This is a genomic window from Streptomyces albireticuli, assembly GCF_002192455.1.
GTDB classification, from domain to species: Bacteria; Actinomycetota; Actinomycetes; order Streptomycetales; family Streptomycetaceae; genus Streptomyces; species Streptomyces albireticuli_B.
This window is the reverse complement of the sequence record NZ_CP021744.1, coordinates 4455331-4468884: the sequence shown is the minus strand read 5'-3', so window position 1 is coordinate 4468884 and position 13554 is coordinate 4455331. Positions and strand designations below refer to the sequence as shown.

The 13554-nt window shown below is 73.2% G+C and carries 11 protein-coding genes; 5 read left to right on the top strand and 6 right to left on the bottom strand.

Annotation, left to right across the window (positions count from 1 at the left end; translation table 11 throughout):
• Positions 1-69 precede the first annotated feature (69 nt).
• The 3 genes from SMD11_RS19380 (at position 70) to SMD11_RS19370 (ending at position 4055) form a co-directional block, all read left to right on the top strand.
• Entirely contained in the window at positions 70-2295 is a 2226-nt protein-coding gene (locus SMD11_RS19380; RefSeq protein ID WP_087927642.1) for an acetate--CoA ligase family protein, read from the top strand.
• Positions 2296-2350: 55 nt separating this feature from the next.
• Positions 2351-3235, top strand: coding sequence for an enoyl-CoA hydratase/isomerase family protein (locus SMD11_RS19375; protein ID WP_087927641.1), 885 nt, complete (start codon positions 2351-2353; stop codon positions 3233-3235).
• 163 nt (positions 3236-3398) lie between these two features.
• Positions 3399-4055, top strand: a complete 657-nt coding sequence (locus SMD11_RS19370) for a flavin reductase family protein (protein ID WP_087930604.1) — start codon at positions 3399-3401, stop codon at positions 4053-4055.
• Between the two features lie 57 nt (positions 4056-4112).
• Here the strand turns inward: SMD11_RS19370 and SMD11_RS19365 are convergent, their stop codons facing one another.
• On the bottom strand, positions 4113-5120 hold the full coding sequence (locus SMD11_RS19365) for a hypothetical protein (protein WP_087927640.1): 1008 nt from the start codon (positions 5118-5120) through the stop codon (positions 4113-4115).
• 63 nt (positions 5121-5183) lie between these two features.
• A complete protein-coding gene (locus tag SMD11_RS19360) occupies positions 5184-6566 on the bottom strand; it encodes an MFS transporter (RefSeq protein WP_087927639.1) in 1383 nt (460 codons plus the stop codon).
• A gap of 150 nt (positions 6567-6716) precedes the next feature.
• Here SMD11_RS19360 and SMD11_RS19355 point away from each other — a divergent pair, with 150 nt between their 5' ends.
• Positions 6717-7754: a GlxA family transcriptional regulator gene (locus SMD11_RS19355; protein WP_087927638.1), complete on the top strand. Its 1038-nt coding sequence runs from the start codon at positions 6717-6719 to the stop codon at positions 7752-7754.
• Positions 7755-7760: 6 nt separating this feature from the next.
• Here the strand turns inward: SMD11_RS19355 and SMD11_RS19350 are convergent, their stop codons facing one another.
• The 4 genes from SMD11_RS19350 to SMD11_RS19335 all read right to left on the bottom strand — a co-directional run bounded on the left by SMD11_RS19350 (position 7761) and on the right by SMD11_RS19335 (position 12475).
• Positions 7761-8828 (bottom strand): Zn-dependent alcohol dehydrogenase, encoded by a 1068-nt coding sequence (locus SMD11_RS19350; RefSeq protein ID WP_087927637.1) that lies wholly within the window; start codon positions 8826-8828, stop codon positions 7761-7763.
• An 87-nt stretch (positions 8829-8915) separates the two neighbouring features.
• Complete coding sequence (locus SMD11_RS19345) at positions 8916-10379, bottom strand: aldehyde dehydrogenase family protein (protein WP_087927636.1); 1464 nt, start codon at positions 10377-10379, stop codon at positions 8916-8918.
• Positions 10376-11533: an acyl-CoA dehydrogenase family protein gene (locus SMD11_RS19340; protein WP_087927635.1), complete on the bottom strand. Its 1158-nt coding sequence runs from the start codon at positions 11531-11533 to the stop codon at positions 10376-10378. The genes SMD11_RS19345 and SMD11_RS19340 overlap by 4 nt, the downstream gene beginning before the upstream one ends.
• A gap of 21 nt (positions 11534-11554) precedes the next feature.
• Positions 11555-12475 (bottom strand): SDR family NAD(P)-dependent oxidoreductase, encoded by a 921-nt coding sequence (locus tag SMD11_RS19335; protein WP_087927634.1) that lies wholly within the window; start codon positions 12473-12475, stop codon positions 11555-11557.
• 97 nt (positions 12476-12572) lie between these two features.
• Between SMD11_RS19335 and SMD11_RS19330 the strand changes: the two genes are divergently transcribed.
• Positions 12573-13499 carry a cyclase family protein gene (locus tag SMD11_RS19330; RefSeq protein WP_087927633.1) on the top strand — a complete coding sequence of 309 codons (927 nt, stop codon included), beginning with the start codon at positions 12573-12575 and terminating at the stop codon, positions 13497-13499.
• Positions 13500-13554: the final 55 nt, after the last annotated feature.

The following is a 13554-nucleotide window of genomic DNA, read 5'->3' as shown; positions in this document are numbered from 1 at the left end:
CGTGACGTCAGATCGGTAGCCTGACTATACGTCAGCGTATCGGCCATTGAGCAGGAGTGGACGAGAACGATGCTTGGATCGACTCACGGCACCCTCACCACCACCTCCCGTCCGGCCCGCGTGGTGGCCTGCGGCGAGCGTCCGGGCCCCGCCGTCCACGGCCTGGCCACCGACATCGCCGACGTCGACGTCAGCGGCCGCCCGCTGCACTCGGACGTCCCCGACCTCGACCGGCTCTTCCGCCCCGAGACCGTCGCCGTCATCGGCGCCTCGGACGCCGAGGGCCGTCCCAACACCGGCATCACCCGTCAGCTCCTCGCCTGGTGCGAGCGGGTCGGCGCCCGCCTCCACCCCGTCCACCCCACCCGGAGGACCGTCTTCGGCCTCCCTTGCCATCCTTCCGTCGCGGATCTCCCCGAGCGGGTCGACCTCGCCGTCCTCCTCGTGGGCGACCCCCTGCCTGTCATGGCCGAACTCGGCGGCTCCAAGGCGGCGTTCGCCGTCGCCTTCGCCTCCGGGTTCGCGGAGACGGGCCCGGAGGGGGCCGCCGCCCAGGACCGGCTCGCCGCCGCGGCCCGCGCGGCCGGGGTCCGGCTCCTCGGACCGAACACCAACCTCAACGCCTTCGAACGCTTCCGTGACGACCTCGAAGGACCGGCCATCGCGCTGATCACCCAGTCAGGCCACCAGGGCCGGCCCGTCTTCGCCCTCCAGGAGCTGGGCATCCGGCTCTCCCACTGGGCGCCGACGGGCAACGAGGCGGACCTGGAGTGCGCGGACTTCCTCTCCTACTTCGCCACGCGCCCCGAGGTCGGCGCCATCGCCGCGTATGTGGAAGGGCTCAAGGACGGCCGCTCCTTCCTGCTCGCCGCGGACCGCGCGGCACGGCACAAGGTGCCGGTCGTCGCCGTCAAGGTCGGCCGGACCGAGGCCGGCGCCCGCACGGCCGCCTCCCACACCGGCAAGCTCACCGGCGCGGACGAGGTCGTGGACGCGGCCATGCGGCAGTTCGGCGTGATCCGGGTGGACGGGCTGGACGAGCTCCAGGACACCGCGGCCCTGCTCGCCCGCGCCCGGCCGCCACGGGCCGACGGCGTCGCCGTCTATTCGATCTCCGGTGGCACGGGGGCCCACTTCGCGGACCTGGCCGCGGCGGCCGGCCTTCCCCTCCCCACCCTCTCCGCCGCCAAGCAGCACGAGCTGCACCAGTGGATACCGGAGGACCTGAGCGTCGAGAACCCCGTCGACAGCGGTGGGCACCCCGTCGGCGACGAGCGCGGGCGAAGGATCATCGACGCCCTGCTCGCCGACCCCGCCGTCGGCGTACTCGTCTGCCCGGTCACCGGCCCCTTCCCGCCCATGAGCGACCGGCTCGTGCGCGACCTCGTGGCCGCCGCGGAGGAGACGGACAAGCTGGTCTGCGTGGTGTGGGGATCGCCCGTCGGCACGGAGGACGCCTATCGCACCACCCTCCTCGGCTCCTCGCGCGTGGCCACCTTCCGGACCTTCTCCAACTGTGTGACCGCCGTGAGCGCCTATCTCCGCCACCACCGCTTCACCGCCGGCTACCGCTCCCCCTTCGACGAGGCGCCGCGCGTCCTCTCCCCCTCCGCGCGCAAGGCCCAGGAGCTGATACGCCCAGGCGAGCAGCTGAGCGAGCACGCGGCCAAGCAGCTGCTGCGCGCCTACGGCATCCGCGTGCCCCGGGAGCAGCTGGTGACCAGCGCCGCCGCGGCCGTACGCGCGGCGGGACTGGTCGGCTACCCCGTCGTCATGAAGGCGTCCGGCCCCCGGCTGGCCCACAAGACCGAGCTCGGGCTGGTCAAGGTCGGGCTGACCTCGGCCAGCCAGGTCCGGGACGCCTATCGCGAGCTCACCGACATCGCGCGCTACGAGGGGCTGCCCCTGGACGGCGTGCTGGTCTGCCAGCTCGTCGGGCGGGGGGTGGAGATGGTCGTCGGGGTCTCCCCCGACCCGCTCTTCGGTCCCACCGTGACGGTGGGCCTGGGCGGGGCGCTGGTGGAGGTGCTGCGCGACACCGCCGTGGGCGTCCCGCCGTTCGGCGAGGACCACGCGCGCACGATGCTCACCGAGCTGCGCGGGCGCGCCCTGCTCGACGGTGTGCGGGGCGCGCCCCCGGCCGATGTGGACGCGCTCGTCGAGACCGTCCTGCGCGTCCAGCGGATGTCGCTGGAGCTGGCCGGCGACCTCGCCGAGCTGGACATCAACCCTCTCGTGGTGCTGCCGCGCGGCCAGGGCGCGGTGGCCCTGGACGCCTTGGCCTACTGCCGCTGAACCGCGCGCGACGCCCCGTGGCACCGCTACGGCCCGTAGAACCAGGAGCTCCCCCATGCCCGTATCCCCCCGTGCGAACCCCGTCGGCCCCACCGGTCCCGAGGACGCGGCGCGGCCCGTCGAGCCCGTGGGGCCCGATGACTCAGTGATACTCCACACCACTGACAACGGCGTCTCGTGGATCACTCTCAACCGGCCCCGGGCGAGCAACGCCCTCACCCCTGACCAGCGGGAACGCCTGATTTCACGGCTACTTGAGGACTCCGCCGACCCGGCCGTGCGAGCCGTGGTCCTCACGGCCACGGGCCGGGCGTTCTGCGCCGGGGCCGATCTGCGCGTGGCGGCCGCGCACCGTCCCGGCCCGCCCGCCGAGCGCGCCGCGGGCGATGTGGCCCGGGTGATCCGGCGCGGCGCCCAGCGCCTGATCGGCGCGGTCCTGGACTGCGAGAAGCCCGTGATCGCCGCCGTGAACGGCACCGCGGCGGGACTCGGCGCCCATCTGGCCCTCGCCTGCGATCTCGTCATCGCGACCGAACACGCCACGTTCGTCGAGGTGTTCGCCCGCCGGGGGCTGGTCCCCGACGGCGGAGGCACCTACCTCCTGCCCCGGCTGGTCGGGCCGCGCCGGGCGAAGGAGCTGATGTTCTTCGGGGACGCGCTCACGGCCGCCGAGGCGGAGCGGCTGGGGCTGGTGAACCGCGTGGTGCCGGAGGCGGAGCTGGCGGGCGCGGCCCGCTCCTGGTCCGACCGCCTCGCGGCCGGCCCGACCCGGGCGTTCGCCCTGACGAAACAGCTGGTCAACACCTCGCTTGAGATGGACCGTGCGGCCGCCTTCGCCGCCGAGGCGGCCGCGCAGGAGATCAATATGACGACGGAGGACGCACGGGAGGGCGTGGCGAGCTTCGTGGAGCGCCGCACCCCGACGTACCGCGGGCGCTGAATCGATGCACCGTCGCCAGCGCCTTCCTGACCCGCGCCTTTCGTCCCGCACCCCCTCGCCCGGCGCCTTCCGTCCCACGCGCTCCATCCCACACCTTCCTGTGCCGCACCTTCCGAATTGACGGTTCGTCAGATTCAATGGAGGCATGATGGGACACGCGGGGATGGCGGCCGTCGCCGTGCGCTATCTGCGGTCGTCCGGCGCGCCGACCGCCGCGGCACCCCGCCACGGGCCGGGACCGGCCCGGGTGGTCCGGGCGCTCCGGACGGACGAGCGGCCCCCACCGGCCCCGGAGGACTTCCGGCGCGTGCTCGGGCACTTCGCCAGCGGCGTCACCGTCGTCACGGCCCCCGGCACGGACCTGCCCGGAGCCCCGGAGCCGCCCGCCGGTTTCGCCTGCCAGTCCTTCGCCGCGCTCTCCCTCGACCCGCCGCTGGTCGTCTTCATGGTGGCCCGGACGTCCACCAGCTGGCCGCGCATCGCCCGCGCCGGGGTCTTCTGCGTCAATGTGCTCGCCGTCGGCCAGGAGGCGCTGTGCCGCGCCTTCGCGGTCAGCGGCGCGCGGACGGCGGACAAGTTCGCGGGCGTGCCGTACGCGCCCGCGCCCGTCACCGGCTCACCCCTGCTCACCGGGGTGCCCGCCTGGGTCGACTGCGCGGTCCACGCCGTGCACACGGGCGGGGACCACCTCATCGTCGTCGGGCGGGTCGAGGCACTGGGGGCGGACGAGGCCGCGGCGCGACCGCTGCTCTTCCACCGGGGCGCGTTCGGGGCGCTCGCCCCTGAGGGGCTGCCCGGCTCCGAGGGTGCCCGGCCCTGACGGCCCCGCACCGAGGCCCGCCCTGAGGGGCCACCCGCTCCCCGGTGGCCCGCCCCCCTACTCCTCGCGCTCGGAGCCCTTCACGAGCACGTAGCGCTTCCCGGAGCCGGGCTTGCCGACCTCGTGGAAGATCCGCGGCTCCTTCGCCGTACCGCCGACGTTCCAGTTCCGGGCGAGCTCGCAGCCGGCGATGGTCAGGGACACGCCCTCGACCTTGCCGTCCCGCTTGATCGGCGCCCACTTGCCGGAGCCGTCGCACTCCTTGGGCTTGGCGTTGCCCGTTCCGTCCCACACGTAGTTGTCGAGGCCCTTGGCGACCGCGGCGCCGTCGGAGGTCAGCTCGACCTTGCCGCCGTGCCCGTCGCTCCAGACGCCCGCGAGGTCCTCCCTCTCCAGCCGGGGCGGCTCGTAGACCTTCACCAGGCCGGTGCCGTACGCCCCGGCGCCCAGCGCGCCGACCGCGAGCCAGGCGAGCAGTCCGTCGCGCACCACCCTGCGGGCCATGCGTACGGGGCGGCCGTCGCGGACCCGGCGGCCCGCCGCTCCGGCGACCAGGGAGGCAGGCAGCAGTGCGGCCGTAAGGGCGCCCCACCACAGCGGGTACGTCAGGGGCGGGGACAGGGCGAGGCTGCCGAGAGCGACCACACCGCCGAACACCACCACCGCCGCGGCGGCCACCACCGGCACCGCGGCCAGGGTCCACCACCCGCGCTCGGCCCGTCCGGCACGCCGCGCGGCCCGGCGGGCGAGGGCCAGAGCGGGCATCACCGCGACGGCCGTGACGAAACCACTGACAAGTACTGCGAGAAGCGCGACGCCGACGACCACCCCGACGATCATGATGAGGTTGCCCGGCAGGCTGTCGTGCTCGCGCGAGAGCATCACCAGGAGGGCGCCCGTCCCGCCGATGACCGCCTCGGCGCACAGGGCGGCCATGGACGCGCAGAAGGCCGCCCCGAAGCCGTCCGCGTGCACCACGCGCCGCGGCGCCCGAGGGGTCTCCTCGGGCGCGGCGTCCTTCTCGTCGTCGGCCGGAGTCGCGTCCGGCTCGGCGTGCTGTGTCATGACCAGCCCCTCTCCCCCTGAAGGATTCCCCCGGGGGCCGCAGGGTTGCCTGGGCGAGGGGGATCACACAGTGACCGCCGCGCCGGCCGGGGCCGGGGTGGCGGCGGACCGCCTGCGGATGACCAGTGCCATCAGCGCCGCCACCGCGCACAGCGCCCCGGAGGCGTACCAGACCAGGTCGTAGGAGCCGAGCGCGTCCCGCGCCACGCCGCCGAGGAAGGCGACCAGGGCCGCGCCCACCTGGTGGGAGGCGAGCACCCAGCCGAAGACGATCGCGCTGTCGTCGCCGTAGTGCTCCCGGCACAGCGCGATGGTGGGCGGCACGGTGGCGACCCAGTCCAGGCCGTAGAAGACGATGAAGAAGATCATCGGCGGGTGGACGGTCGGCGCCATCAGCATCGGCAGGAACATCAGGGAGACGCCGCGCAGCGCGTAGTAGACGGCCAGCAGCCTGCGGGCCTCGAACCGGTCGGTGAACCAGCCGGAGGCGATCGTCCCGACGACGTCGAAGACGCCGATCACCGCGAGCAGGCCGGCGGCGGCCGTGATCGGCATGCCGTGGTCGTGGGCCGCCGGCACGAAATGCGTCTTGACCAGGCCGTTGGTGGAGGCCCCGCAGATCGCGAAGGTGCCGGCGAGCAGCCAGAAGGGCCCGGTGCGGGCCGCGTCGGCCAGGGCCTTGAGCGCGCGTCGTGCCGCGCCCGGCGAGGGCGGCGGCTTGGGGGCGTACGTCTCGGCGCCGTACGCCTTGAGGCCGACGTCCGCCGGGTGGTCGCGCAGCAGCAGCCAGACGAAGGGGACGACGACCAGGGCGGCCACGGAGACGGTCACCGCGGCGGGCCGCCAGTCGTGGTGCTCGACGATCCAGGAGAGCAGCGGCAGGAAGACGAGCTGCCCGGAGGCTCCGGCGGCGGTGAGGATGCCGGTGACCAGGCCGCGCCGGGCGACGAACCAGCGGTTGGTCACGGTGGCGGCGAAGGCCAAGGCCATCGAGCCGCTGCCGAGGCCGACGAGGACGCCCCAGCACAGGACGAGCTGCCAGCTCTCGGTCATGAAGACGGTGAGACCGGAGCCGATCGCGATGACGGTCAGGGCGAAGGCGACGACCTTACGGATGCCGAAACGGTCCATGAGGGCGGCCGCGAAGGGCGCGGTGAGCCCGTAGAGGGCGAGGTTCACGGAGGCGGCGAGGCCGATCGTGCCCCGGGACCAGCCGAACTCCGTGTGCAGGGGTTCGATCAGCAGTCCCGGCAGGGAGGCGAAGCCCGCCGCGCCGATGATCGTCACGAAGGTGACGGCGGCGACGGACCAGGCACGATGGACACGGCGTCGCCGACCGGCGGGCGCCGGTCCGCGTGCGGAGAGAGCGGGAGGTCGGGTCGTCTGGGTCACACGGTCAGCATCGGGCGGGCCGCTCCGGGCATCGAGTGGCCCGAAGGACAGCATTCGTCAGGATCGGGCCACGGCGGTTTCGGCGGTGCGGTAGCGGGACCCCTGGGATCGCGGTCGCGGGCTCCCGGGAATGCACCGCTCCGGGGCAGCCTTGTCAGACACAGGCCGACAGGCATCGGGTATCGCTTGAGGGGGCGTACACACATGTCGCAGTCCATCGGGGCCCGGCGGAGCGAGCAGCATCCCGACGCGCCGCCGCACCGCGTCGTCGTTCTCGCCCTGCCCGGTGTCATCCCGTTCGAGCTGAGCATCCCGTACCGCATCTTCGGCAAGGCCACGACCTCCGCCGGGGACCCGCTGTACGAGGTGGTCACGTGCGGGCTGGCGCCGGGCAGCGTCCGTACGGACGCGGACTTCGACATCACCGTCGACCGGGGGCCGGAGGCCATGGCCGAGGCGGACACCGTCGTCGTGCCGGCCTCGTACGAGCTCGGCCCGGCGTTCTCGGAGGGGCGGCTGGACGAGGATCAGGCCGCCGCGCTGGCCTGGATACGCCCCGGCACCCGCATGGTGTCGATCTGCACCGGCTCGTTCGTGCTCGCGGCGGCGGGGCTCCTGGACGGGCGCCCGGCGACCACGCACTGGAGCAGCACGGACCACTTCCAGCGGCTGTACCCGTCGGTCCGGGTGGACGCCGATGTGCTGTTCGTCGACGACGGCGATCTCCTGACGTCGGCGGGGGTGGCCTCCGGCATCGACCTGTGCGTGCACATCGTGCGGCGCGACCACGGTTCGGCGGTGGCCAACGAGGTGGCCCGGCGCAGTGTCGTGCCGCCGCACCGCGACGGCGGCCAGGCCCAGTACATCCAGCGCCCGGTTCCGGAGCCGCAGGTGGCGACGACCACGGCGGCGCGGGCCTGGGCGCTGGGACGGCTGCACGAGCCGATCCAGCTGCGCGACATGGCGGAGCGGGAGGCGATGAGCGTACGGACCTTCACCCGCCGCTTCCGTGAGGAGGTGGGCATCAGCCCCGGGCAGTGGCTGACCCAGCAGCGGGTGGAGCGCGCGCGTCATCTGCTGGAGGACACCGACCTGTCCGTGGACCAGGTGGCGCAGGACGCGGGCTTCGGGACGGCGGCGTCGATGCGGCAGCACCTCCAGGCGGCGCTCGGGGTGTCGCCGACGGCGTACCGGCGTACGTTCCGCGCGGTGCCCGCGCCCCCGGCGCACGCGCGGCGCTGAGCGCGCCTAGAGGAAGGTGAGGACGGCGCGGGCCACCCGGCCGTGGTGCACGTCCTCGGCGGCCTTGGCGAAGTCCTCGACGGGGTAGGTCCGGGTGACGAGCTCGTCCAGCAGGAGCCGTCCTTCGCGGTAGAGGCGCGTGTACAGGGCGATGTCGTGCTGCGGGCGCGACGATCCGTAACGGCAGCCGAGGATCGATTTGTCGAGGTAGAGCGAGGAGACGAGGAAGGACGCCCGCGCGTCGGCGGGCGGTACGCCGAGGAGGACCGCCTGGCCGTGCCGGCCGAGGAGGTCGACGGCCTGCTGGATGAGGGCGGTGCGCCCGACGCACTCGAAGGTGTGGTCGGCGCCGTCGGGCAGGATCGCGCGGACGGCGGCCAGGGTGCCGGGGGCCGTGGCGTCGACGAAGTGGGTGGCTCCGAACCGCCGCGCCGTGGTCTCCTTCGCGGGGTTCGCGTCGACGGCGACGACGGTGGAGGCCCCGGCGATCCGGGCGCCTTGCAGGACGTTGAGGCCGATGCCGCCGGCCCCGATGACCACCACCGTCTCGCCGTGCCGGACGCGGGCGCGGTTGAGGACCGCGCCGACGCCGGTCAGCACGCCGCAGCCGATGACGGCGGCCGAGGTCAGGGGCACCTCGGCCGGGATCGGGACGGCTTGGACGGCCTTGACGACGGTGCGTTCGGCGAAGGCGGAGTTGGCCGCGAACTGGTGGAGCGGGGTGCCCCGCCGGGAGAAGGGCCGGCCGGGCCGGCCGATCGACAGGCGGCACATGGTCGGGCGGCCGCGGTCGCATTCGCCGCAGGTCCCGCAGTTGGCGAGGGTCGACAGCGCGACGTGGTCACCGGGGGCGACGTGCGTGACGCCCGGCCCGGTCTCCGCCACCACTCCGGCGCCCTCGTGGCCGAGTACGGCGGGCAGGGGGTAGGGGATGGTGCCGTCGACGACCGAGAGATCGCTGTGGCAGAGCCCGGCGGCGGCGATCGCGACGAGGACCTCGCCGGGGCCGGGCGGGCGGACCTCCAGATCGTCGACGACCTGCGGTCGCTCGCCGTCGAAGATGACGCCTCTCATGGCGGTTCCGCCTCTCATCCGGTCAAGAACGGTCTCGTGCCGCAAGGTTCCGATCCGACGCCCAGCTCCTGCTGAACGTGTTCGGGCTCAGGAGGGCCAGACGAGGGACTGGAGTTCGCTGTAGGCGTGCAGGCCGAAGGAGCCGCCGTCGCGGCCGATCCCGCTCTCCTTGAATCCGCCGAACGGCGTCTCCGGATGCCGCTGGACCGTGTTGACGCCGACGTTTCCGCTGCGCAGGCGGGCGGCGAAGGCCCAGGCGTGGGCGGTGTCCGCGCTGAAGACGTAGTCGTGGAGGCCGTACGAGGTGCCGTTGGCGATCCGTACGGCCTCGTCCTCGTCGTCGAACGGGAGGGCGACGACGACGGGACCGAAGAGTTCCTCGCGGGCGACGGCCATGTCCGGGGTGGCGTCGGTGATGAGCGTGGGCGCGACGTAGAAGCCCGGTGCGATCTCGGGGCGGGTGCCGCCGACGGCGATACGGGCGCCCTCCGCGCGGGCTCCGGCGATGTACGCCTCGACGCGGTCGCGTTGGGCGGCGGAGATCAACGGGCCGACGACCGTGGAGTTATCCACAGGGTCCCCGACCTTCAGCGCCCGGGCGTAGTGTGTGAGGCCGGTGACGACCTTCTCGTACAGCGATCGATGAACGAGGACCCGGGTCGGCGCCGTGCAGATCTGTCCGCTGTGGAAGGACCAGACCGAACCGACCGCCCCGATCGCCGACTTGACCGTCTTCTCGTCGGCGTCCCCCAGGACGATGGCCGCGCCCTTGCCGCCCAGCTCCATCAGGGTGCGCTTCATCGACCTCCCCGCGGTCTCGGCGATCTGTTTTCCGACAGCGGTGGACCCGGTGAAGCTGATCATGTCGACGCCGGGGTGTTCCACGAGCGCTCGGCCCGCGTCGGGGCCCGATCCCGTGACGATGTTGAAGACGCCGTCCGGCAGGCCCGCCTCGCGGAGCAGCGGGCCGAGCGCGAGTGCGCAGAGGGGATCCTGCGGGGCCGGTTTGGCGACGACGGTGTTCCCCATGGCCAGAGCGGGGGCGACCTTGCCCGCGAGGTTGACGATCGGGAAGTTGTAGGAGGTGATGCAACCGACGACGCCCACGGGGCGCCGGACCGCGGCGGCGCCGATGAGGCCGCCCGGAGCGAGCGGACTGCTCTGAACGGTGCGTGGCGCGAGCGGGATGACGGCCGGCTCGAGGGCGCCCTGTGCGTAGCGGCGGAAGCGGTCCGCCGCCACGGGCACCTGAACGGTGGAGGTCAGGCGCAGCGTCGCGCCCGTCTCGGCCTGGAGCAGGGGTATGAGCTCGGATTCGTGTGCGTTGATCAGATCCGCCATCCGGTCCAGCACGGCCGCGCGCTCGCGTGGTGAGGTGCGGGACCAGCCGTCCTGAGCGGCCCGCGCGGCGGTCACGGCCAAGGCGACTTCGGCGGGAGTCGCCTCCGGGGCCTCCCCGACGACCTTCTCGGTCGCCGGATTGACAACTGGATAGTGCCCTTTCTCCGGCGAGTGCCAGGAGCCGTCGATCCAGTGTCCGTACGTGGTCATGGGCGCGGCTCCTTCGGCAGGCCGAGCACGCGCTCGGCGATGATGGTGCGCTGGATCTCGTCCGACCCGCCGTAGATGGTGTCGGCGCGCGAGAAGAGGAACCGGCCTTGCAGGGAATCGAGTTCATACGGCAGGTCCGCGCTCCAGTCGTACGGGCCCAGGGCGGCGCCCGGGCCGCGGACCTGCATGGCCAGCTCGCCGAGCCGCTGGTGCCAGCCGCCCCAGAGCAGCTTGGCGACGCTGGGCGCTCCGGGGTCCCCCGCCGTCCCGAGGGTCCGCAGGGCGTTCCAGCGCATCGTGCGCAGCTCGGCCCATTGCCGTACGAGCCGGTCGCGGGTCACCGGCTCCTCTGCGGCACCCGTCTCCAGGGCCAGCCGGAGCACCCTGGAGAGTTCGGCCGCGAAGCCGATCTGCTGGGCGAGGGTGGAGACGCCCCGCTCCCGTCCGAGGAGGTCCATGGCGACCTGCCAGCCGTTGCCCTCGCCGCCGACGAGGTGCTCGGCCCGGGCTTCCGCGCCGTCGAGGAAGACCTCGTTGAAGTCGGCGGTTCCCGACATCTGGCGTATGGGCCGGACCTCGATCCGGCCGGGCTGGTCCATCGGCACGAGCAGGAAGGAGAGCCCGTGGTGCCGGTGCGAGCCCTTGGTGGTGCGGGCCAGCAGGAAGCACCAGTCGGCCTCGTGGGCGTGCGAGGTCCAGATCTTCTGCCCGGTGATCCGGTAGGCGCCGCGTCCGTCCGGCACCGCCATGGTCCGCAGGGAGGCGAGGTCGGAGCCCGCGCCGGGCTCGCTGTACCCCTGGCACCAGAGCTCCTCGCCGCGGGCGATCGCGGGCAGGAAGCGGGTGCGCTGGGCCGCGTCGCCGTGGGCCAGGAGGGTGGGGGCGAGGAGTTGCTCGCCCATGTGACCGAGGCGGGCGGGGGCCTGCGCCCGGGCGTATTCCTCGGCCCAGACGACCTGGCCGGTCAGGGTGGTGGTGCGGTTGCCGTAGGTGCCGTGGGCGGGGTCCCAGCCGAGGCCGATCCAGCCGTCGGCGCCGAGCCGGCGCTCCCAGGCGCGGCGGTCGGGGGCGGGGTCGGAGGCGAGGTGGCGGGTGAGCCAGTCGCGGGCCTCTTCCCGGAGCGCCTCGTCCTGTGGCCCGAATGCGAAGTCCACGCGCTTCTCGCTCTCTGCCCGTCAGGCGTCGGTGCGCTCTCCGGACGGTTTGGACTCGTTCGGCCCGGTCGCGGCCTGCGGGCGGGTGAGCAGGGGCATCGGGTCGGTGCCGACGGTGCCGGGCAGGAGCTCGGCGATCCGTTCGGGTGTCCAGGCGCCGTCCGCGTAGGCGGCACGGAGTTCGCGGGGCTGCGCCCAGACGGCGATCTTGGGTCCGGCGACGGTGTAGACCTGTCCGGTGACGCCGTCGGCGTGGGCCCGGTCGCTCAGCAGATAGACGACCAGCGGCGCGACGTCCTCCGGTTCGCCGATCTCGGTCAGCTCCATGGGCACATTGGCGGACATACGGGTACGGGCGACGGGGGCGACGCAGTTGGCGGTGACGCCGTACTTGGCGAGGCCCAGGGCCGCGCTGCGGACGAGGGAGATCACGCCGCCTTTGGCGGCGGCGTAGTTGGCCTGGGAGAAGCTGCCCTGGTGGCTTCCGCTGGTGAAGCCGATGAGGGTGCCGTGCCGCTGTTGCCTCATGGCGGCGGAGGCGGCCCGGAAGACGGTGAAGGTGCCCTTGAGGTGGGTGGCGATGACGGGGTCCCACTCCTCCTCGGTCATGTTGAAGAGCATGCGTTCCCGGAGGATGCCGGCGACGCACACGACTCCGTCGAGCCGTCCGTAGCGGGTGAGGGCCGTCTCGACGACGCGCCGGCCTCCGGCCATCGTCGAGATGTCGTCCGCGAGTGCCACGGCGGTGCCGCCGGCGGCCTCGATCTCCTTGGCCACGGCCGTGGCGATGTCGCTCGTCGGTTCTCCGCCGTCGAGGGAGACCCCGTAGTCGTTGACGACGACCCGCGCGCCTTCCGCCGCGCAGGCGAGGGCCACCGCGCGTCCGATGCCCCGGCCCGCCCCCGTGACGGCGACGACCTTGCCGGCCAAGAAGTTCCCCACGCGGCACCCCTCCCCATCATCTGACGGACCGTTAGATTTTTGAGCAGAGTGGGCGCGGGCACAAGACCCGCACGACTCCTGATCCGGAAGGGATCACATGACGCTGCCGCCGGAATTCCACGAGATCGCCAAACGAGTAAACAACTGGGGCCGTTGGGGCGATGCCGATGAGATCGGCACGCTCAACCTCATCACCGGCGCGGTCGTCCGCGACGCCGCCGCGACGGTACGGACCGGTCGCCGCGTCCCTCTGGCGGTGCCCTTACGGCAGGACGGGGTGCAGACGGGGCTGATCCCCGGGAGAGTGAACCCTCTGCACACCATGATCGCGGTCAATCAGGAGATGTTCGGACCGGACACGGTCGCCACGAGCGACGACGCCGTGACGATGGGGCTCCAGGCAGGCACCCACTGGGACGCCCTGCCGCATGTCTCGCACGGCGGGCGGATCTACAACGGCCGCCCGGCGGACTCGGTCACCGTGCACGGCCGGGCCGGCCGCAGCGGGATCCAGACGGTCCGGCACCTCGTCTCACGCGGCGTGCTCCTCGACGTGGCGCGCGTCCGGGGGGTCGAGCGGCTGGACGCGGGCCATGTCGTCACCCCCGAGGATCTCGACGCCGCGGAGGAACTGGCCGGGACCACCATCCGGTCCGGCGACATCACGCTCGTCAGGACCGGTCAGATCCAGCGGTATCTGGCGGGCGACAGGGAGGCGTACGGCTATCCGTCGCCCGGGCTGTCGATCCGTACGCCGGAGTGGTTCCACGCCCGCGACGTCGCCGCGGTCGCGACCGACACGCTGACCTTCGAGATCGTCCCGCCCGAGATCGACGGGCTCTGGCTCCCGGTGCACGCCCTCCACCTGGTCGAGATGGGGATGCTCCAGGGTCAGAACTGGGATCTGGAGGAGCTGTCGGCGGCCTGCGCCGAGGAAGGACACCACGCCTTCCTGCTGACCGCCACACCCGAGCCCTTCGTGGGCGGCGTGGGATCCCCGGTCGCGCCGGTCGCGATCCTCTGACCGGAACAGGCCGGGCCCTCGGAGCCGGCCGACCCATGACAGGACGGGCAGGCGG